Source organism: Streptomyces tailanensis, assembly GCF_008386495.1.
Lineage (GTDB): Bacteria > Actinomycetota > Actinomycetes > Streptomycetales > Streptomycetaceae > Streptomyces > Streptomyces tailanensis.
On record NZ_VTHJ01000023.1, the window covers coordinates 46,459 to 64,596 of the forward strand.

An 18,138-nucleotide genomic window follows, 5' to 3' on the forward strand; every position below is an offset into this window, starting at 1 on the left:
GTGGCGCTCACGGACGAGGCGATGGACAAGATCAAGGCGATGATCGTGGCCGGTGAGCTCGCCCCGGGCTCCCGGCTGCCCAAGGAGGAGGACCTCGCCGGGCAGCTCGGCCTGTCGCGCAGTTCACTGCGGGAGGCGGTCCGGGCGCTGACCGCCATGCGGATCCTGGTCACCCGGCAGGGCGACGGCACCTATGTGTCCAGCCTGGAGCCCCATCTCCTGCTCGAGTCGCTCTCCTTCGCCTCGGACGTCTCCCAGGGCCACACGGCCCTGCAACTGCTCCAGGTACGCAGGCTGTTGGAGCCCCAGGCGACCGGCGTGGCCGCCGTACTGCTCACAGAGGAGGACCTCCGGGAACTCGGTGCCATCCTGGAACGGTCCCGGGCCGCCGCCACGGTCGAGGAGTTCGTCGGCCATGACATCGCGTTCCATCTGCGCATCGTCGAGGCCGTCGGCAACCCGGTGCTGTCCATGCTGCTCCGTGTGCTCTCCACCCGGACCCAGCGGGCCCGTATCGTCCGGGCCACCCGGACCGAGCGGGCCGTGGAACACGCCCACCGGGAGCACGAGGAGATCCTCCGCGCCCTGCGCAGCCGCGACGCCCAACTGGCCGTCTCCGCCGCGACGGTCCATGTCGCCGCCGTGGAACAGTGGCTGGCGGCCGACCTCGTCGAGGCCCCCGCCCGCGCCGGGTCCGGCCGCCGGGAGTGACCCGGCGGCCGGAGCGGGCCGTCACATGTCGGTGGCGTCCACCACGGCACCGAGGTCCACGAACTTGAAGCCGGTGGCCGTGCGGGTGCCGCCCTCCCCGTCCGGTACGCCGGGGGTCTCGTGGCCGTCCTGGACGACGAGGAGGCCGCGCGGGTAGCGGGTGCCCAGCGGGGCGTTCATGATGGCGGCGCCGTCGCACTCCTCCACGCTGTCGAGCGTGTCCGTCGCGGCCCCGATCCGGAAGCCGCCCTCGTACTCGTTGCCCTCGCTCACCTCACGGTCGTACAGGGCGAAGCTGTTGTCGCCCTGGCTGGAGGCGAGCAAATAGCCGTCCCCGTCCGACTCCTGATAGAGCGTCAGGCCCTCGACGTCGGCCGAAAGCCGCGTGCCGCCGTAGCCGGGGTCGGCGCCCGGCGTGCACTCCTCGGTCTCCTCGTCGTACGTCCCGGGGATGCCGTACTCCCTGACCTTGTCCACCAGGACCGGCTTGCCGGTGAGGTCGGCACGCAGCCGCCAGATGCCGACGTCCTCCTGGCCGGCGTAGAGCGATCCGGTGGCGGGATCGACGACCATGCCCTCGACCTGCGGGAGTTCACCGGGTTCGCCGCAAGGGCTCCAGGTGGTGCCGTCGGGCAGGCGGAAGGAGGCGGGCAGGTCGAGGGTGCGGATCTTGCGGTAGCCGACCTTGCCGTCGGCCGTCGGCAGGAGTTCGAGCAGGGCGAGGCCGGTCCGCTCCCTCCGGCTGGCCAGGGCGTACGTACGGCCGCTGGCCTTGTCGGTCCAGGTGGCCAGGCCGTACGCGGTGCGCTGGTCGTTGATCTCGGCCTGATCGGCGGAGAAGACGGGCGCGGCGGCCGGGTCGGTGATGTCGGTGAGCGGGCCGTCCGGGCGGGACGGGTCGATGCGGTAGATCCGCAGCCGGTCGTTGCCGCGGTCGCTGACCACCGCCACGTCGGCCCGGCCGGTGGAGGTGCGCAGGCCGGTGACGAGGTCGACGTTGTTGTAGCGGCCCGGGGCGTCGTCCTCCGCCGGCGGCTTCGGCGCGGGCAGCGACTGCACCAGCCGGGCGTCCAGGTCGTAGACCCGCAGACCACCCTCCTTGGCGGTGGCCACGACGAGGCTGCGGCCCGGGTCGGCGGGGTTCCGCCAGATCGCGGGGTCGTCCGCGTCGGAGTTGCCGCCCGCCTCGTCGTCGTAGAGCGCGGCGGACTCGCTGGTGGCGGTGACCACCTGGAGACCGGACCCGGACGCGTCCGCCCCTGCGGGGGATGCCGCGAGGAAGGTGGTCAGCGCGGTGCCGGAGGCGAGAAGGGCAACTCTTCGAGCGGTCCGGGGAGTTCTCACGGGCGCTTCCTTACCGTCATGGAGATCGTCGGATGCCCCGGCTGTCGGGGACATGCAGATGGTGCGGAGAGAAGCTTGCGCGCAGGGGGACGTGAGCTGTCCATGCCGCGACCGACAACAGGGTGGGGTTTTGGCCGATGTTCGCCCGATGGTCAGACACCGCACAGGACGAGGTCGGAGCCGGACTCGGTCAGTCGTGGAAGGTACCGATCGGCAACAGGGGCGCCCAGTCCCTCAGCGTCCAGTCTCAGCTGCCGGGGAGGTCGAGGATCCGCTTACTGGCCACATGGACGGCACGACTCGCGGAGATGTCGGTGGTGCGCCGTTGTTCCAGTACCCAGCGGGCGAAGGCGTCCCCGTCGCCGCTGTCACCGTATTCGCCAACGGTCGCGAGCACCTCCACGGATCCGCGCACCAGGGCAAGGGTGGCGACGGTCACGGGCTCGGTCATGGCCTGACCGGGGATGCCGCCGCCCCAACAGGTGATGAGGTACAGGCGTTGCGGCGGGGTGCCGGTGAGTACATCCGCAGGCAGCAACCAGTTGTCGGGATCCAGCTCGATGTAGTGGCCCGGGCCGTCGGCCGGACGTCCGTGACACAGCAGGACGATGGTGTGGGCTCGACCAGCTTCTCGACCTCGACCTCGGCGCCGTCGAGCCGAGTGTGGCGGGCCCGAACCTGCCGCACCAGCGACTGCCGCTGTCCCGGCTCCCGGCCTCGTTCCGGCGGGCGGGAGGGAGGGCGTACGACCACCGAGCCCACGCGTTCGGTGAGCCGCTGCCCGACGGCCCGGTCGCCGTCGCCGCCATCACCAGCTGCACCAACACCGCCAGCCCGGCGCTCGTCGTGCAGGCGGGTCTACTGGCCGAGCGGGCGGTCCGGTTGGGGCTGACCGCCAAACCCTGGGTCAAGACCCCCCTCTCCCCCGGTTCAAGGGTGGTCGAGGAGTATCTGCGCGAGTCCGGGCTACTGCCCACGCTGGAGAAGACCGGCTTTCACATCGTCGGCTTCGGCTGTATGACCTGCATCGGCAACTCCGGCCCACTGCATCCGGAGATGGAACGCCTCGCCGAGGCCGGCGCCACTGAACCGGTCGCCGTCCTCTCCGGCAACCGCAACTTCGCGGGCCGGGTCAACCCGCGCATCTCCCTGTCGTACCTCGCCTCTCCTCCCCTCGTCGTCGCCTACGCCCTGGCCGGATCGGTCCTGCACGACTTCGACCGGGAACCGATCGGTACCGACCGCAAAGGGCAGCCCGCTCCAGGACCTCTGGCCGTCCGACGAGGAAGTCGCCGAGTGCGTCGCGGAGTTCGTACGACCGGAGCTGTTCCGCGCCAACGCCGCACGCATCCGGCAGGGCCTGGCAGGAGATCGAGGCACCCGGCGGCACCCGTTTCCCCTGGGACCCGGAGTCGACGTACGAAGGGCTCGACGACCTGACCGTCGGCACCAACCCCGTCACCCTCCACTAACCGCTTCTATAGCTGCTGTCGACGAGCCCTACGTACACGCGGTCGCGCTGTTCTTCAGGCTCCCGGGTGCGATGCGCGCATGTTCCAGCGCACGCCAGGTGCTCTCCATCAGGAGGCGCTGCTGAGGGTCCATGGCCGAGGCTTCGAGCGGGCCGATCCCGAAGAACGCCGCGTCGAACCCGGCCACCTCCTCCAGGAAGCCCCGCGCCGCACGTAGGTGGAGCCCTCGGCCGCCCTGTCCTCGTTGTAGAGGAACGTCTGGTCCCAGCCTCGATCCGTGGGCAGCGGTGCCGAGTGGTGACGTCCCCCGTCCAGTAACTCCCAGAAGGCATCGGCGTCTTCGGCGCCGGGGAACCGGCGGTCCATGCCGACGACGGCGATCGGAGCCGACTCTGCCGACGACGTGTTCATAGTCAACTCCTCAAGACGTGCCGATGGCTCAAAGTCGGCGTCAGTCGACTTGTACTGCCGTGACGCGTCAGAGGTATAGACGGCAAAACTGGGCGCAGAGTTCAAGGCGGAAGCGTCCGCGGCACCAGGGGTGCCCATCACCACAACCGCGCCGGAGGCCCGTGCGCCGTCGGAGCCTTGGCCGGGCGGCGGGTCACGAGAGGAGCAATCCTTGACAGAGTATTGACGCTGCGGAGACGAGATGTAGATGCTGGCGCATCCTTCCCACCCCGGCCCACACCAGGAGCTGTTATGGGTGCTGTCTCTCTCGTCTCGCTGACCAGAACGCTCGCCGGACTCGCCCTCGGTGCCCTGGCGCTGTCGGGCTGTGGGTCGAGCCTCGACGAGTCCGGCGGGAGCGGGTCCGGAGGGGCCCGTTCCGAAAAGGTCAGGATCGGGTTGCTGGTGCCGTTGTCGGGTGTCTACGCCCCCATCGGCGAGGACATGAAGGCCGGCTTCGAGCTCTACCTCGACCAGCACGACGGCAAGCTCGGCGGCCGCGAGGTGGACCTCGTGACCGCCGACGAGGGCGAGGGCCCGCAGACCGGCGTGCCCGCCGCCCAGAAACTCGTCGACCAGAACCAGGTCACCGCGGTCGCCGGAGTGGTCAACTCGGCGACCGCGCTGGGTCTGCGCGACTTCTTCCACGAGTCCAAGAAGCCGCTGCTGATCGCCAACGCGGGCGCCGACGACATCACCGGCGCCCGCAAGTCCGCGTACGTGTGGCGGACGAGTTTCAGCAACGGCGACGTGTCCGCCGCGCTGGGCCCGGCCGTCGCGAAGGAGGTCAAGGGCGGCGTCTACCTCGTCGCCGCCGACTACGCCGCGGGCAAGGAGATGGTCGCGGGCTTCCGCAAGACCTTCGAGGCGGCCGGCGGCAAGGTCGCGGGCGAGAAGTACACCCCGTTCGGCAAGACGCAGGACTTCCAGCCCTACCTCTCGGCGATCCGCGAGTCCGGCGCCGACGCCGTCTTCGCCTTCTACGCCGGCGCCGAGGCGGTCAACTTCGTCAAGCAGTACAAGCAGTTCGGCCTCGCCGGCAAGACACCCCTGTACGGCACCGGCTTCCTCACCGAGGGCGGGGCGCTCGCCGCGCAGGGCGCGGCCGCGGTCGGGGTGAAGACCTCGCTGCACTACTCGACGGAACTGGACACACCGGTCAACAAGGAGTTCGTGGCCGCGTACGAGAAGGCGGCGAAGAAGCCGCCGACGGTCTACGCGGTCCAGGGTTACGACACCGCCGCCGTCCTCGACAAGGCGCTGGCCGGGGCGGGCGGTGACGGCGGTGACGCCCTGGTGGAGGCGCTGGGCAAGGTCGGTTCGGTCGACAGTCCCCGGGGCCCGTGGAAGTTCGACGCCGACCACAACGCGGAGCAGACGTACTACCTGCGCGAGGTCGAGACCAGTGGCGGGACAGCCGTCAACGCGGTCGTCGGCGAGCTGGAGTGAGCGGGGCCGGGATGGCGACCCACCTGGTCAGCGTTCTCAACGGGCTGGCGATGGGCTCTCTGCTCTTCGCCATCGCGCTGGGCCTGTCGTTGGTGTTCGGCATGATGGACGTGCTGAACCTGGCCCACGGCGCGGTCTATCTGGTCGGCGCCTACGTGGCGGTGGCACTCGTGTCCGACGGCGCGGGTGTGGCGCCCTTCGTCCTGGCGGTCCTGGCGGCGGCCGTGGCCGGGGCGGTCCTCGGAGGCCTGCTGGCCTCCCTGACCCGGGCCACCCCGCACCATCTCGACCAGGCCCTCCTCACCCTCGGCGTGGCCCTGGTGGTCGGCGAGGGGCTGTCACTGGTCTTCGGCAACGACGTGCACTCCATCGCCGCCCCCGAACCGGTCGCCGGCGGTGTCACGGTGCTCGGCGAGACCTACCCGGTCTACCGCCTGCTCGTGATCGGGTTCGGCGCGGTGCTGGCGGTGGCCGTGTACGTCCTGGTGGAGCGCAGTCCGCTGGGTTCGCTGATCCGGGCCACCGTCGCCGACCGCGCGATGGTGGCGGCGCTGGGCGTCAACACCGGCCGGGTGCTGGTCGGCGTCTTCGCGGCGGGCGCGGCGCTGGCCGCGGTCGGCGGGGTACTGGCCGGTCCGATTCTCGGCGCCCAACCCGGCCTGGACGAGAAGGTGTTGCTGCTCGCGCTGGTCGTGGTGGTGATCGGCGGTCTGGGCTCGGTCCGGGGTGCGCTGCTCGGCGCCGTACTGATCGGTCAGGTGCAGGCGCTCGGGACCGCGCTGCTGCCGGAGTACGCGTCGTTCCTCGTCTTCGCCGCGATGGCCCTGGTCCTGCTGCTGCGGCCGGCGGGTCTGCTCCCGGCCAGGTCGGGGGTGCACGCATGAAGGCGGAGGCGGAGGAGATACGCGGCGGCACACCTGCACTGAAGGACTCGATTCCCGTCGTGGACACCCCTGCCGTCGGCGGTGCGGACCACCCGCGCCGGCGGCGGGCCGTGGTCACCGTCGGGGTCGTCGCACTGCTGGCGGCGGCCCCGCTGGTGCTGGCCCCTTATCCGGTGTCGGCCATGACCCGGATGCTGGCGTTCGCGGTGCTGGTGATCGGCGTCGACCTGCTGACCGGGGTCACGGGGTTGCCCTCGCTGGGGCAGGCGGCGTACTTCGGTGCCGGTGCCTACACGGCGGTGCTGGTCGGGATCCACATCACCGCGGACGCGCTGGTGCAGGCGCTGGCGGGCCTGGTCATGGGCCTGGTGACGGCCGCGGTCACCGGCTGGGTTGCCGTACGGGCCCGGGGCATCGTGTTCCTCATGCTGACCCTCGCGATCGGCGAGTCGGTGCACCAGGTGGCCGACACCTGGTCCGTGGTGGGCGGCAGCAACGGGCTGGCCGGGATGCCGCCGATCAGTCTGTTCGGCGGGCCCTCGCTGCTCGCCGCGGGGTTCGTGTACTGGTGGGTGCTCGCCGTGGCGGTCCTGGTGTTCGCGGCCGTCGCGCTGGTCGCCCGCTCCCCCTACGGGCGGACGCTGCGGGGCATCCGCGACAACGAGGCCCGGATGCGGGCGCTCGGTTACCGTCCGGCGCTCGCGCGGTACGGCGTCTTCTGCCTGGCGGGGGCCGTCGCCGGGATCGGCGGGGCCCTGTGGGCGCAGCAGGCCCGGTTCTTCTCGCCCGGCGACATGGCGTTCGAGGTCGCGGCGCTGGCTCTGCTCAGCGTGGTCATCGGGGGTGCGGGCAGCCTGTGGGGGCCCTGTCTCGGCGCGGCGCTCGTGCTGCTCGTCCGCGACAACCTCTCCGCGTCGATCGGCGGCCACGGCCCGCTGGTGCTGGGCGTGGTGTTCGTCGCCGTGGTCTTCCTGATGCCGCGTGGCCTGGCGGGCCTGACCGGTGGGCGCCTGCGGGTCGTCACCCGCGCCCGCCGCCGGAAGGAGAACCCCTCGTGAGCCCTCTTCTGGAACTGCGCGGGCTGACCCGCTCCTACGGCTCGCTCACCGCCGTCGATGGTGTGGACCTGACGATCGCGCGGGGTGAGCGGCATGCGCTGATCGGGCCCAACGGCGCCGGAAAGTCGACGCTGTTCGCGACCGTCGCCGGGACACTGCGAGCGTCGAGCGGAAGCGTCCTGCTGTCCGGGCGGGACGTCACCTCCCTGCCGGAGGCGGACCGGGCCCGGCGCGGCATGGTCCGCACGTACCAGCACTCCAGTCTGTTCCTCGGCTGCTCTGTACTGGACAACGTCGCGCTCGCCGTGCAGCGCGTCCACCGGGTGACCCACCGTTTCGACCGGGCGGCCCGGCGCTTCAAGCACACCGAGGCGGAAGCGCGCCGCCACCTGGACTCCGTGGGGCTGTCCGGGCGTGCCCAGGACAAGGTGGCCGCCCTGTCCCACGGCGAGCGCCGCCAGCTGGAGGTCGCGATGGTGCTCGCCACCGAACCCGCGCTGGTCATGTTCGACGAGCCCACCGCGGGGATGTCCGCCGCGGAGACCGAGCGGTTCGTGACCCTGATGGAACGGCTCCCCGAGGACCTGACCGTGCTCATCGTGGAACACGACCTGGAGGTGGTGTTCCGCCTCGCCGACCTGGTCACCGTGCTGCACCTGGGCAAGGTCCTCGCCTCCGGACCACCGGAGGCGATCCGGGCCGACGACGCCGTACAGCGGGCGTATCTCGGTTCCGCCAGGACCGAGGACCTCTTCACCGACGCCGGAGGACCGCGATGACCGACCTGCTCAGCGTGCGCGACGTGCGTGCGGGCTACGCGGGCACCACCGTGCTCGACGGCGTCGACCTCACCGTACCCGCCGGCACCGTCGTGGCTCTGCTCGGCCGCAACGGCGTCGGCAAGTCCACCTTCGTCCACACGGTGATGGGGATGCTCAAGCCGTACTCCGGCAGCATCCGCGTGGACGGACGCGAACTCGCCGGAGCGGCCGCGCACACCGTCGCCCGCACCGGCGTCGCGATCGTGCCCCAGGGCCGACGCGTGTTCGCGCCCCTCACCGTGGAGGAGAACCTGACCCTCGCGGCCCGGGCGGCCAAGGACAGCCCCGGCCCCTGGGACACGAAACGCGTCTACGAGCTGATGCCCCGCCTCGCCGAGCGGCGCGGCCACCGGGGCGATCAACTCTCCGGCGGGGAGCAGCAGATGCTGACCATCGGCCGGGCGCTGCTGCGGAACCCCCGGCTGCTGCTCCTGGACGAGCCCTCGGACGGCCTCGCCCCCGCGGTCGTCGACCTGATCGCGGGGGTGCTGGAGGGCCTGCGCGGCGAGGGCATCGCGGCCGTGCTGGTGGAGCAGGACCTGCATCTGGCCTTCCGCCTGGCCGACGAGGTGGCGGTGATGCAGAAGGGCCGCATCGTGCACAGGAGTTCCACCGCCGACTTCCGTCAGGACCGGCAACGGGCCCACAGCCTCCTCGGCGTGGGCTGAGTCGCGCGGTGACGTACGCCCGCCAACTCCGGCGCTACTTCTACAAAACCTTGACGCATTTCAGAACTGCTGTAGAAGATTACTCCATCGGTACCTGCGCTAGCGCGAGGAGGCGCTCGTCATGGTGGTTTCCTTCGACCGGAGTCCGGACGCGTACCGGCACTGGAAGCTCCGCACGGACGGGCCGGTCGCGTGGCTGGAGATGGACGTCGACGAGCAGGGCGGCCTGGTCCCCGGGTACGAGTTGAAGCTCAACTCCTACGACCTGGGCGTGGACATCGAGCTGAACGACGCGCTCCAGCGGCTGCGGTTCGAGCACCCCGAGGTGCGGTCGGTGGTGGTGACCAGCGCGAAGGAGAAGGTCTTCTGCGCCGGGGCCAACATCCGGATGCTGGCGGCCTCCCCGCACCAGTGGAAGGTGAACTTCTGCAAGTTCACCAACGAGACCCGCAACAGCATGGAGGACTCCTCGGAGCACTCCGGGATGACCTTCATCGCCGCGGTCAACGGCTCCTGTGCGGGCGGTGGTTACGAGCTCGCGCTGGCCTGCGACCGGATCCTGCTGATCGACGACAACTCCTCGGCGGTGGCGCTGCCCGAGGTCCCGCTGCTTGGCGTACTGCCCGGCACCGGCGGGCTGACCCGGGTCACCGACAAACGCCGCGTCCGCAAGGACCTCGCCGACCTCTTCGCCACCCGCAGCGACGGCATCCGCGGCAAGACGGCGGTGGACTGGCGGCTGGTCGACGAGGTCGTGCCGCGCCGGGACTTCCGTACGGTCGTCGAGCAGCGCGCCCTGGAGGCGGCCGGGCGGAGCCCCCGCCCGGCGGACGTCCGGGGCATCGAACTGACGCCGCTGGAACGGGAAGTCACCGAGGACGGCATCGCCTACCGGCACGTGCGCGCCGCGTACGACCGCTCGCTGGGCCTGGTGAACATCACGGTGCGGGCCCCCGGGGAAGACGCGCCCGCCGACGCCGCCGCGCTCCACGCGCAGGGCGCCGACGGATGGCTGCTGGCCCTCACCCGCGAACTCGACGACCTGATCCTGCGGCTGCGGACGAACGAGACCGAGCTGGGCACGTGGGTGCTGCGCACGGAGGGCGACCCCGAGCTCGTACTGGCCCACGAGCGGGCCGTTCGCACAGCCGCCGCCGACGGCGACTGGCTCGCGGGCGAGATCACGCACTACTACAAGCGCACCCTGAAGCGGCTCGACGTCACCAGCCGCAGCCTCATCGCGCTGATCGAGCCGGGCAGTTGCTTCGCCGGACTGTTGCTGGAGCTCGCCCTGGCCTGCGACTTGCAGTACATGCTGGACGGCCCTCCGATCGAGGACCCGGACAGCGCCCTACGCGCTCAACTCACCCTCTCCGAGGCGAACTTCGGCACCTTTCCCATGGGCAACGGCCTATCCCGCCTCCAGTCCCGCTTCTACCGGGAGGACGACCACGTCGACTGGCTGCGCCGCGATGCCGGGCAGCCGTTGAGCGCGGCCCAGGCCCGCGAACTCGGGCTCGTCACCGACGCGCCCGACGACATCGACTGGGAGGACGAGATCCGCATCGTCCTGGAGGCCAGGGCGGCCCTGAGCCCGGACGCGCTGACCGGGATGGAGGCCAACCACCGGTTCGTCGGCCCGGAGACCATCGAGACCAAGATCTTCGGCCGGCTCACCGCCTGGCAGAACTGGATCTTCATACGCCCCAACGCCTCCGGCCCGGAGGGCGCGCTGCGCCGCTACGGCACCGGTCAGAAGGCGGTCTACGACCGGAAGCGAGTGTGACCCGATGCCCACTCGGATCGACTACGACTCCAAGATCCCCAACAACGTCGGCCTCGCCGACGACCGCCGCCTCCAGCGCGCCCTGGAGGGCTGGCAGCCCAAGTTCCTCGGCTGGTGGGGCGAGATGGGCCCCGCGCTGGAGAACCACGGCGTGTATCTGCGTACGGCCGTGTCGGTCGGACGCGACGGCTGGGCCCACTTCGGCCATGTCAACGTGCCCGACTACCGCTGGGGCGTCTTCCTGGCCGAGCCCACCCCCGACCGCCGTATCGCCTTCGGCGAGCACAAGGGGCAGCCGGTCTGGCAGCAGGTGCCCGGCGAGTACCGCGCCGACCTGCAACGGCTGATCGTCGTCCAGGGCGACACCGAGCCGGCCTCCGTCGAGCAGCAGCGCCTCCTCGGGCTGAGCGCGCCGAGCCTGTACGACCTGCGCAATCTCTTCCAGGTCAACGTGGAGGAGGGCAGGCATCTGTGGGCGATGGTATATCTGCTGCACGCCTACTTCGGCCGGGAGGGCCGCGAGGAGGCCGAGGCACTGCTCTACCGCAACTCCGGCAGCCCCGACTCGCCGCGCATCCTGGGCGCGTTCAACGAGGAGACCGCCGACTGGCTGGCCTTCTACATGTTCACGTACTTCACCGACCGGGACGGCAAGTACCAACTCGGCTCCCTCAAGGAGAGCGCCTTCGACCCGCTGTCGCGGACCTGCTCGTTCATGCTGAAAGAGGAGGCGCACCACATGATGGTCGGCACCACCGGCGTCGACCGCGTGGTGACCCGCAGCGCCCAGCTGATCCGCGAGCACGACACCCTGGAGATCGCGGCCTGCGGCGGCATCCCGCTCGACATCATCCAGAAGTACATCAACTTCCACTACACGGTCTCCCTTGACCTCTTCGGCAGCGAGACCTCGACGAACGCGGCGAACTACTACACGGCCGGGCTCAAGGGCCGCTGGCAGGAGGAACGCCGCAAGGACGACCACAAGCTCACCGACGACAGTGCCTTCCTCGACAAGCCGGACAGCGAGGGCAGTTGGTCTCAGGAGGAGGTCCCGGCGCTGCTCGCCCTCAACCTGGACCTGCGCGACGAGTACATCTCCGACTGCGAGACCGGCCTCAAGCGCTGGAACCGCATCCTGGAAGACCACGGGATCGACTTCCGGCTGGCGCTGCCCCACCCCGGCTTCAACCGGAACGTCGGCCTCGCCGCCGGACACCACATCACGCCCGACGGGACGATCGTCGACGAGCCGACCTGGGAGGCCGGCCGCCACCACTGGCTGCCCACCCCGGAGGACCTGGCGTTCGTACGGTCCCTGATGCGGCCGGTGTACGAGCGCGGGAAGATCGCCCACTGGGTCGCACCGCCGGTCAACGGCATCAACGGCAAACCGTTCGAGTACGAATACGTCCGCCTGGTGTGAGGTGAGCCGGATGCCTGAGGTGTTCAACACGACGGACTACCTGGTCGACCGGCATGTGCGGGAGGGCCACGGCGCCCGCACGGCCCTCGTCACTCCCACGCGGGCCCTGACCTACGAGTGAACTGTCCGGTGAGGTCCGCCGGGTCGCTGCCGGGCTGCGGGCCCTCGGCGTACGTCCGGAGGAGCGCGTCCTGATGTGCATGGTGGACGACGTGGAGCTCTTCACCGGCATCCTCGCCGCCTTCCGCGTCGGCGCCGTCGCCGTGCCCGTGTCGACGATGCTCACCGGCGGTGAACTGGGCAAGCTGGTGGCCGACTCACGCTGCAGGGTCGTGCTGGGCTCCGCCGAGTTCGGCCCGGTCGTCCGCGCGGCGCTCGCGGAGGCGCCGGAGGTGGAGCACGTCGCCCTGACCGGGGACGACTGCGCGGGACTGCCGGTCCACGGCCGGGGCCGCAGCCGGGTGCGGGTGGGTGGGGGCTTGTCGCGCAGTTCCCCGCGCCCCTGAAAAGACGGGGCTGCGCCCCAGTCTTTTCAGCGGCCCGCAGGGCCGTGCTTTCAGGGGCGCGGGGAACTGCGCGAGCAACCCAGTACAACCCGCACCCGCCATACAAACCACACCCCCCGAGCTCTCCTGCGGGGGTTGAAGGGGCGCAGCCCCTGGATGGGGGCACCTCCCGCTCGAGCGAAGCCGAGAGTGGGGGAGGGACGGGTAGGGGCGGCGGGGGCGAGAAAACCCCGCGCCACGCACCCCGTGTCCTCCAAAACTGGCCGTGCGTCCCCGGCGCCTCCCGCAACGCCGCCGCACTGCGCGCACTCGGCCTGCCCGAGGACACCCTGCGCGGCGTACTGTCCGGCAACGCGGCCGAGGTCTTCCCCGGCCTCGGCGTGTGAACGTACGTCTTCGCCGCGACCTCAGTCCGCGCCGTGCGCCTCCGCCAGTTCCTCCCAGCGCCCGAGCGCGACCGGGTTCCATTCGGCGTGCCTGCCGTGGAAGAGGTCGGCCGCCTTGGTGCCGCTCCAGTTCGCGGGAAGCAGCTTCGGCGGCAGACACGGGTCGAGGAAGGGGAAGCGGCGCCACTCGTGCACCAGCATGGTCTGCGCGTGCAGGACGGCGTCGCCATCGGCGGGATGCAGGCCGGTGAACTCGTCGATGAACTCCTCGTAGCGGTCCTCCACCTCGCTGAGGTCCCAGGCGCGGGCCACCATGGCCGCCTCGCTGCCCACGGCGCCGTAGGTGGCGGTGAAGGACATCGCGTCGTCGGCGAGCCCAAGTTCCTTGAGGACGCCGAGCGCCTCCGCCTCACGGTCGGCGTGGGGCGTGATCCACACGCCGGGCTCCGGAGAGCCGAAGCCGGCCCAGGCGAGCCGGGTACGGACGCGGTGCCGCAGGTCCCGCCTGGCCTCCGGCACGGAGACCAGAACCACCAGCCAGGTGCCGTTCCAGGTGCGCTCGCCGCTGCCGAAGTCATAGATACGCTGCGCTCCCTCGGTCAGCATCCGCCGCCCCGGCGGCGTGAGCGCCCAGCGCACCCGGCGGCCCACCCGCTCCGAGACCAGCCAGCCCTCCGCCGCCGTCCGGGCGAGCGACTGGCGGGCCGACTTCTCCTCGACACCGAACATCGCCAGCGCCTCCACCAGCGCCGACGTCCACACCGGCCGGCCCTTCGGCAGTACGTACTCACCGAGCATGGTCATCAGCAGCGACCGCGCGCTGACGTCACCGAGTTCGCGGCGCCGGCTGACCACCGGCCGCGTGCTCCGGCCCGCTCCACGCGACGCACCGTCCACCATGGTCGTTCACTTCCCTCCCTGACGGCCGATCCGTCGTCTCACGCCGTCAGGCGACACCGAGGCCATCAGCGTATCCGGGGCGACCGCGCCCGAAAGCGCGCCCCCTCCCCCTCCTTACACAATATCTTGTCGTTCCGAGAAATCTCAGTAGAGTATTGCCGTCAGTGAGTGTGACCACGATGTTCAGTCGGTGGGCCGCACCCTGGCTCGCGTCAGTCGGGCAGCGACGACGCCGAGGACCAGCACCACCGGAACGGTGACCTGGAGCCATACGGCCGTGGTGCGGTCGCCGCCGATGAGCGTGGTGAAGTTCGCGACGATCAACCAGATGGCACCGGCTATGCCCAGGGCGCCGAGGACGGGGGCGATCAGCGTGTTCCAGGGGCGGGTATCGGCGCCCGAGCGGCGGAAGAAGACGACCACCGAGACCGACGTCAGGAAGTAGAGCAGCATGATCCCCAGCACCGCGACGCCACTGAACCAGGAGAAGAGGGTCAGCACCGGGTCCTTGCCCAGGATCGCGAAGGGCATCACCAGCAGCACCGCGATCACGGTCTGCACGGTGCCGGCCGCCCAGGGCGAGTGACGGCGGTTGACGGCGGTCAGCGCGTGCGGCAGGAGCCCTTCGCGGCCGAGCGAGAACAGGTAGCGGTTGGCGGAGTTGTGGAACGCCAGGATGCCGGCGAAGAGGGAGGTGGCCAGCAGGATCGGCAGTACGTCGTTGACCCAGCCGCCGAACTGGGCGGCGATCGGCGCGAACACGAAGGCGGTGGCGTCCCCGCTCTCCAGCGCCTGACCCGCCTCGGTCGCGGCCTCGGACGCACCGTGGGCGGAGACCAGCATCCAGGAGGTGAAGGCGAAGAATCCGGTGATCACCGCGACGGAGAGGTAGGTGGCCCGGGGGACGGTCCTGCGCGGCTCGCGGGCTTCCTCGCCGTAGATGGCGGTGGCCTCGAAGCCGAACATCGACGCCACGGCGAACATCAGCGCCACGCCAGGAGCGCCCTGGAGCGCGGCGGACGGCGAGAAGCTGTCGGTGAAGCCGAGCCCTTCGGGGCCGCCGCCCTTGAAGAAGGTCACCAGGGCGAAGACGATCAGGATGCTGAACTCCGCCAGCACGAACACGGCGAGGATCTTGGCGCCCATCTCGATGCCCGAGGCGCCGAGGACCTGGACGATCACCATCGTGACCAGGGTCCAGACCCACCACGCCACGTGGGCGCCGGTGTAGTGCTCGACCAGGCCGCTCACCGTGGCGCCGTACAGCCCGTACATGGCGGCCTGGACGGCGCAGTAGGCGAAGAGCGCGACACCGGCGCCGCCGGAGCCCGCCGTGCGGCCGAGCCCCTTGCCGATATAGGTGTAGAAGGCGCCGGCGTCCACGACATGGCGGCCCATGGCGACGAAACCGACGGAGAACAGCAGGACCACGACGCCTGCCGCGAGGTAGGCGGCGGGAGCGCCGGCTCCGTTGCCGATGGTGACGGCGATGGGGACGGCGCCGGCGATGCCGGTCAGCGGCGCCTGCGCGGAGAGCACGAAGAAGAGGATGCCCAGGACGCCGAGAGAGTCGGGCTTGAGCCTGCCTGTCGTGGATGGTTCGGAAGCGGTCTCTGCGGCAACCGCTGTCTGACTGTCCACTCGAATCACCTGCCGGGAGCGGGGAGGGGCGGGAAGTTGTTTCGAGCCAAACGAGTTGCCTCATAGTGGTGGGGAACTATCCGTTTGACAAGGGGTGGGGCTGGGTTTTCCCGCCAGGTGGCCGATGAGAGAAGCCCCGGACGCCGGGTCCGGGGCTTCTTGTCGTACTGATGTCCGCGCTGGTCAGCGATTCATTCGCCGCGGTTGCCGTCGGCCTCGAGGAGCCTCAGCAGGGCGCGCAGTTCCTCCAGTGCCGCGTCGGTGACGTCGGGCTCGCCGAGGACGAGCTGGTGCAGTACGAGGCCGTCCAGGGCTGCGAAGACCAGCCGGGTCAGCGCCCGGTCGGCGTCGGCGGGCAGCATGCGGCTCAGTTCGCGCTGGGTGGCGTCGAAGTACTCGTCGTACAGGGCGCGGATCTGCGGCAGCAGCTCCGGCCTGCGGCGGGACTCCAGCAGCAGTTCGTACTGGAACGCCTGGGTGTCCGGATCCGCCGTAACCATCTCGGAAAGCCGCGAGGAGAAGTCGGCGACCTTACCCGTCCCGGGTTCGAGCGCGCTGGTGTTCAGCGAGGTCCTGATGGTGTGGGCGAGTGTCTCCTCGATCAGGGCGTCGCGCGAGCCGAAGTGGTGGACCACCAGCCCATGGGTGACCCCGGCCTCCTGTGCGACCGCCCGGTAGGTGAGCTTGCGCAGCCCGCCACGCGCCACCACCCGCACGGCGGCGTTCAACAGGGCCTCGCGCCCCTCCCCGTAGTGCACACGCTTGCGCGGCCGTCGGTTCTCGGAGGCGTCCGCGGGATCGGTCATGACCGCGACCCTACCCTGCGCCCGCAGGCCACCGTCCTGGGCCTGGGGGCCGGTCAGTGGCTGCCTCGGCGCACGTGCGCTTCGGCGAGGAGGAGGTAACTGCTGGCGGTCCAGGTGTAGGCGCGGTCGCGCAGGCCCGTTCCGGTGAGGGCGTCGAAGTTCTCGGCGAAGCCGTGGTTTTCGCACAGGGCACGGAAGCGGGCGCTGATGTCGTCGGCCAGTCGGTGGTGGCCGGCACGGCGCAGGCCGTCCTCGATGAGGACGGTGGCGGGGGCCCAGATCGGACCGCGCCAGTAGCCGTCGGCGCGGTAGTGCGGCGAGGTGGTCAGTTCGGTGGCGAGTCCGTACGGGGTCAGATGGGCCTTGATGCGGTCGGCCAGCGCGCTGCTGACATCGCCGGGCAGGTGCTCGCCCAGCACGATGGGCATCAGGTCGAGGAGGCTGGAGCTGCTCCAGGTGTCCCCGGTGGCGACCGCGCGGGCGACGAACCTGTCACCGGTCCAGAGCTGGTCGAGCAGTGCCGCTTGGGTCTCCTCGGCTGCCCGCGTCCACCGATGGGCCTCCTCGGCCAGATGCAACTGTGTTGCCAGGGAGGCGAGTTCGCGCAGCTGAAGGACGAGAAACGCGGCCAGGTCGGCGGTGGCGACCACCCGCGCGGCGTCGAAGGTGGTGGCGTTGTCCCAGCCGCTGTCGTTGCCGTGCTGGTAGTGGGGCAGTTCCGCCCCGGAGGCTCGTCGCGCGGTGAGCCAGAAGTCCGTCCAGCGTTCCAGCCTCTCGTATGTATCGGCCAGTTCGGCTGGGCCAGGGGGCGTCGGCAACCGGTGGCGCAGGTGGCTGAAGGCCCAGCCGTGGATGGGCGGTTTGACGAAGTTGTACAGGACCTCGGAGTGGGTGACCGAGTCGGGCAGAGCGCCACCGGCGTCCTGATGGTCGAAGGGCAGAGCGAACTGGTCCAGGGCGAGTTCGGGACAACCCGGCGCCAGGGCAAGGGCGTTGAAGCAGTGGTCCCAGCTCCAGACCTTGTCCATCCAGTGCTTGGACATCAGCACGGCGGGCCGGGTGACCAGCCCCGCCGGGTGCACGGTCGCCGACCAGACGACGTACGCGGCGAGTTCGGCGGCCGGGGTCGCGGACGAGCGCCAGGGGGCCACCCTGTCGACGAAGTCCGCGAACGAGCTCTCCGCGGATCGTACGACGTCGTCGAAGCCCCTCGAAGACCCGTACGGCGGGCGAGCGGCGCCGAGTTCCTCGATCGCGATCTCCCAGGTCCCGTCCGGCTCCGCGGTCGTGACGAGACCGCGGTCGCCGCTGCCCAGTGCCTGGACTCCGGCCGTGTCGGCGAGGGTGCCGGACAGCACGGTGACGCGGTAGCGGCGGCCTGTCTCGTACGACGTGAACACGTGCGCGCCGACGGCCGGGTCGTGGAAGAAGTACGTGCCGCTGAACGGGGTCAGGGTCCGCGCTGCGGCAAAGACGCCGATGCCCAGGCCGCTCCCCCGCAGACGTACGGTGTCCGGCGCCTCGTACGCGAGGTCGACGCGTCCGCCCGCGCCGATCCAACTGAGCAGGCCGGGTCTCGCGTCCACGCGGGCCTCGGCCCGGTCGCCCGTCGACAGGTCCAGGGGCATCAGGCGCAGCACGGCGTGCATGCCGTTCTGGTGCGAGACGAGGTGGAGGTCCTCGGCGTATGTCTTCTCCGCCACCACGGGCGAGATGTCGAACCAGGAGCCGTGTGTGCTGAACGGGATGTCGTGGACGGAGAAGGCCGGGCCGGGTCGGGCGGCGGTCATGAAGCTGACTCGTTTCTCGGGCAGGGGACACCGGCCGGCT

Annotated in this window: 16 protein-coding genes and 1 pseudogene; 10 read left to right on the forward strand and 7 right to left on the reverse strand. The window is 70.6% G+C overall.

Annotated elements, in window-relative coordinates:
* Positions 1–711 (forward strand): FadR/GntR family transcriptional regulator, encoded by a 711-nt coding sequence (locus F3T56_RS20325; RefSeq protein ID WP_149826617.1) that lies wholly within the window; start codon positions 1–3, stop codon positions 709–711.
* Positions 712–732: 21 nt separating this feature from the next.
* On the opposite strand, the gene F3T56_RS20330 is transcribed toward F3T56_RS20325, so the two are convergent.
* The gene (locus tag F3T56_RS20330) at positions 733–2,055 is read right to left on the reverse strand and encodes a phytase (RefSeq protein ID WP_149826618.1); all 1,323 of its coding nucleotides are present in this window, start codon (positions 2,053–2,055) and stop codon (positions 733–735) included.
* 247 nt (positions 2,056–2,302) lie between these two features.
* The gene (locus F3T56_RS20335) at positions 2,303–2,506 is read right to left on the reverse strand and encodes a hypothetical protein (RefSeq protein WP_149826619.1); all 204 of its coding nucleotides are present in this window, start codon (positions 2,504–2,506) and stop codon (positions 2,303–2,305) included.
* A gap of 212 nt (positions 2,507–2,718) precedes the next feature.
* Between F3T56_RS20335 and F3T56_RS20340 the strand changes: the two genes are divergently transcribed.
* Positions 2,719–3,495 (forward strand): aconitase family protein, encoded by a 777-nt coding sequence (locus tag F3T56_RS20340; protein ID WP_246203719.1) that lies wholly within the window; start codon positions 2,719–2,721, stop codon positions 3,493–3,495.
* Positions 3,496–3,555: 60 nt separating this feature from the next.
* Here the strand turns inward: F3T56_RS20340 and F3T56_RS50110 are convergent.
* Positions 3,556–4,076 (reverse strand): annotated as a pseudogene (locus tag F3T56_RS50110) (beta-ketoacyl synthase N-terminal-like domain-containing protein).
* Between the two features lie 153 nt (positions 4,077–4,229).
* On the opposite strand from F3T56_RS50110, the gene F3T56_RS20350 reads away from it, so the two are divergent.
* The 8 genes from F3T56_RS20350 to F3T56_RS20385 all read left to right on the forward strand — a co-directional run bounded on the left by F3T56_RS20350 (position 4,230) and on the right by F3T56_RS20385 (position 12,575).
* Positions 4,230–5,426, forward strand: a complete 1,197-nt coding sequence (locus F3T56_RS20350) for an ABC transporter substrate-binding protein (RefSeq protein WP_149826620.1) — start codon at positions 4,230–4,232, stop codon at positions 5,424–5,426.
* Between the two features lie 11 nt (positions 5,427–5,437).
* Complete coding sequence (locus F3T56_RS20355; protein ID WP_149826621.1) at positions 5,438–6,310, forward strand: branched-chain amino acid ABC transporter permease; 873 nt, start codon at positions 5,438–5,440, stop codon at positions 6,308–6,310.
* Positions 6,307–7,368, forward strand: coding sequence for a branched-chain amino acid ABC transporter permease (locus F3T56_RS20360; RefSeq protein WP_149826622.1), 1,062 nt, complete (start codon positions 6,307–6,309; stop codon positions 7,366–7,368). Before F3T56_RS20355 ends, F3T56_RS20360 begins: the two co-directional genes overlap by 4 nt.
* On the forward strand, positions 7,365–8,147 hold the full coding sequence (locus F3T56_RS20365) for an ABC transporter ATP-binding protein (RefSeq protein WP_149826623.1): 783 nt from the start codon (positions 7,365–7,367) through the stop codon (positions 8,145–8,147). Before F3T56_RS20360 ends, F3T56_RS20365 begins: the two co-directional genes overlap by 4 nt.
* Positions 8,144–8,857: an ABC transporter ATP-binding protein gene (locus tag F3T56_RS20370; RefSeq protein WP_149826624.1), complete on the forward strand. Its 714-nt coding sequence runs from the start codon at positions 8,144–8,146 to the stop codon at positions 8,855–8,857. Before F3T56_RS20365 ends, F3T56_RS20370 begins: the two co-directional genes overlap by 4 nt.
* A gap of 121 nt (positions 8,858–8,978) precedes the next feature.
* Positions 8,979–10,643 carry a 2,3-epoxybenzoyl-CoA dihydrolase gene (gene boxC / locus F3T56_RS20375; protein WP_149826625.1) on the forward strand — a complete coding sequence of 555 codons (1,665 nt, stop codon included), beginning with the start codon at positions 8,979–8,981 and terminating at the stop codon, positions 10,641–10,643.
* Between the two features lie 4 nt (positions 10,644–10,647).
* Positions 10,648–12,069, forward strand: a complete 1,422-nt coding sequence (gene boxB, locus F3T56_RS20380) for a benzoyl-CoA 2,3-epoxidase subunit BoxB (RefSeq protein WP_149826626.1) — start codon at positions 10,648–10,650, stop codon at positions 12,067–12,069.
* A 155-nt stretch (positions 12,070–12,224) separates the two neighbouring features.
* Entirely contained in the window at positions 12,225–12,575 is a 351-nt protein-coding gene (locus tag F3T56_RS20385) for an AMP-binding protein (protein WP_246203725.1), read from the forward strand.
* Between the two features lie 407 nt (positions 12,576–12,982).
* Here the strand turns inward: F3T56_RS20385 and F3T56_RS20395 are convergent, their stop codons facing one another.
* The 4 genes from F3T56_RS20395 to F3T56_RS20410 form a co-directional block, all read right to left on the reverse strand.
* Entirely contained in the window at positions 12,983–13,861 is an 879-nt protein-coding gene (locus tag F3T56_RS20395; RefSeq protein WP_149826627.1) for a PaaX family transcriptional regulator, read from the reverse strand.
* Positions 13,862–14,044: 183 nt separating this feature from the next.
* On the reverse strand, positions 14,045–15,502 hold the full coding sequence (locus F3T56_RS20400; protein ID WP_149826628.1) for an APC family permease: 1,458 nt from the start codon (positions 15,500–15,502) through the stop codon (positions 14,045–14,047).
* 191 nt (positions 15,503–15,693) lie between these two features.
* Complete coding sequence (locus F3T56_RS20405; protein ID WP_149826629.1) at positions 15,694–16,308, reverse strand: TetR/AcrR family transcriptional regulator; 615 nt, start codon at positions 16,306–16,308, stop codon at positions 15,694–15,696.
* A gap of 53 nt (positions 16,309–16,361) precedes the next feature.
* Complete coding sequence (locus F3T56_RS20410) at positions 16,362–18,098, reverse strand: amylo-alpha-1,6-glucosidase (protein WP_149826630.1); 1,737 nt, start codon at positions 18,096–18,098, stop codon at positions 16,362–16,364.
* Positions 18,099–18,138 lie beyond the last annotated feature (40 nt).

Bases quoted from the DNA above. Each gene is read 5' to 3' on its own strand.
- F3T56_RS20360 (WP_149826622.1), top strand. From the start codon at position 6,307: ATGAAGGCGGAGGCGGAGGAGATACGCGGCGGCACACCTGCACTGAAG.
- F3T56_RS20410 (WP_149826630.1), bottom strand. From the start codon at position 18,098: ATGACCGCCGCCCGACCCGGCCCGGCCTTCTCCGTCCACGACATCCCG.
- F3T56_RS20355 (WP_149826621.1), top strand. From the start codon at position 5,438: ATGGCGACCCACCTGGTCAGCGTTCTCAACGGGCTGGCGATGGGCTCT.
- F3T56_RS20335 (WP_149826619.1), bottom strand. From the start codon at position 2,506: ATGACCGAGCCCGTGACCGTCGCCACCCTTGCCCTGGTGCGCGGATCC.
- F3T56_RS20395 (WP_149826627.1), bottom strand. From the start codon at position 13,861: ATGGTGGACGGTGCGTCGCGTGGAGCGGGCCGGAGCACGCGGCCGGTG.
- boxB (WP_149826626.1), top strand. From the start codon at position 10,648: ATGCCCACTCGGATCGACTACGACTCCAAGATCCCCAACAACGTCGGC.
- F3T56_RS20405 (WP_149826629.1), bottom strand. From the start codon at position 16,308: ATGACCGATCCCGCGGACGCCTCCGAGAACCGACGGCCGCGCAAGCGT.
- F3T56_RS20370 (WP_149826624.1), top strand. From the start codon at position 8,144: ATGACCGACCTGCTCAGCGTGCGCGACGTGCGTGCGGGCTACGCGGGC.
- boxC (WP_149826625.1), top strand. From the start codon at position 8,979: ATGGTGGTTTCCTTCGACCGGAGTCCGGACGCGTACCGGCACTGGAAG.
- F3T56_RS20350 (WP_149826620.1), top strand. From the start codon at position 4,230: ATGGGTGCTGTCTCTCTCGTCTCGCTGACCAGAACGCTCGCCGGACTC.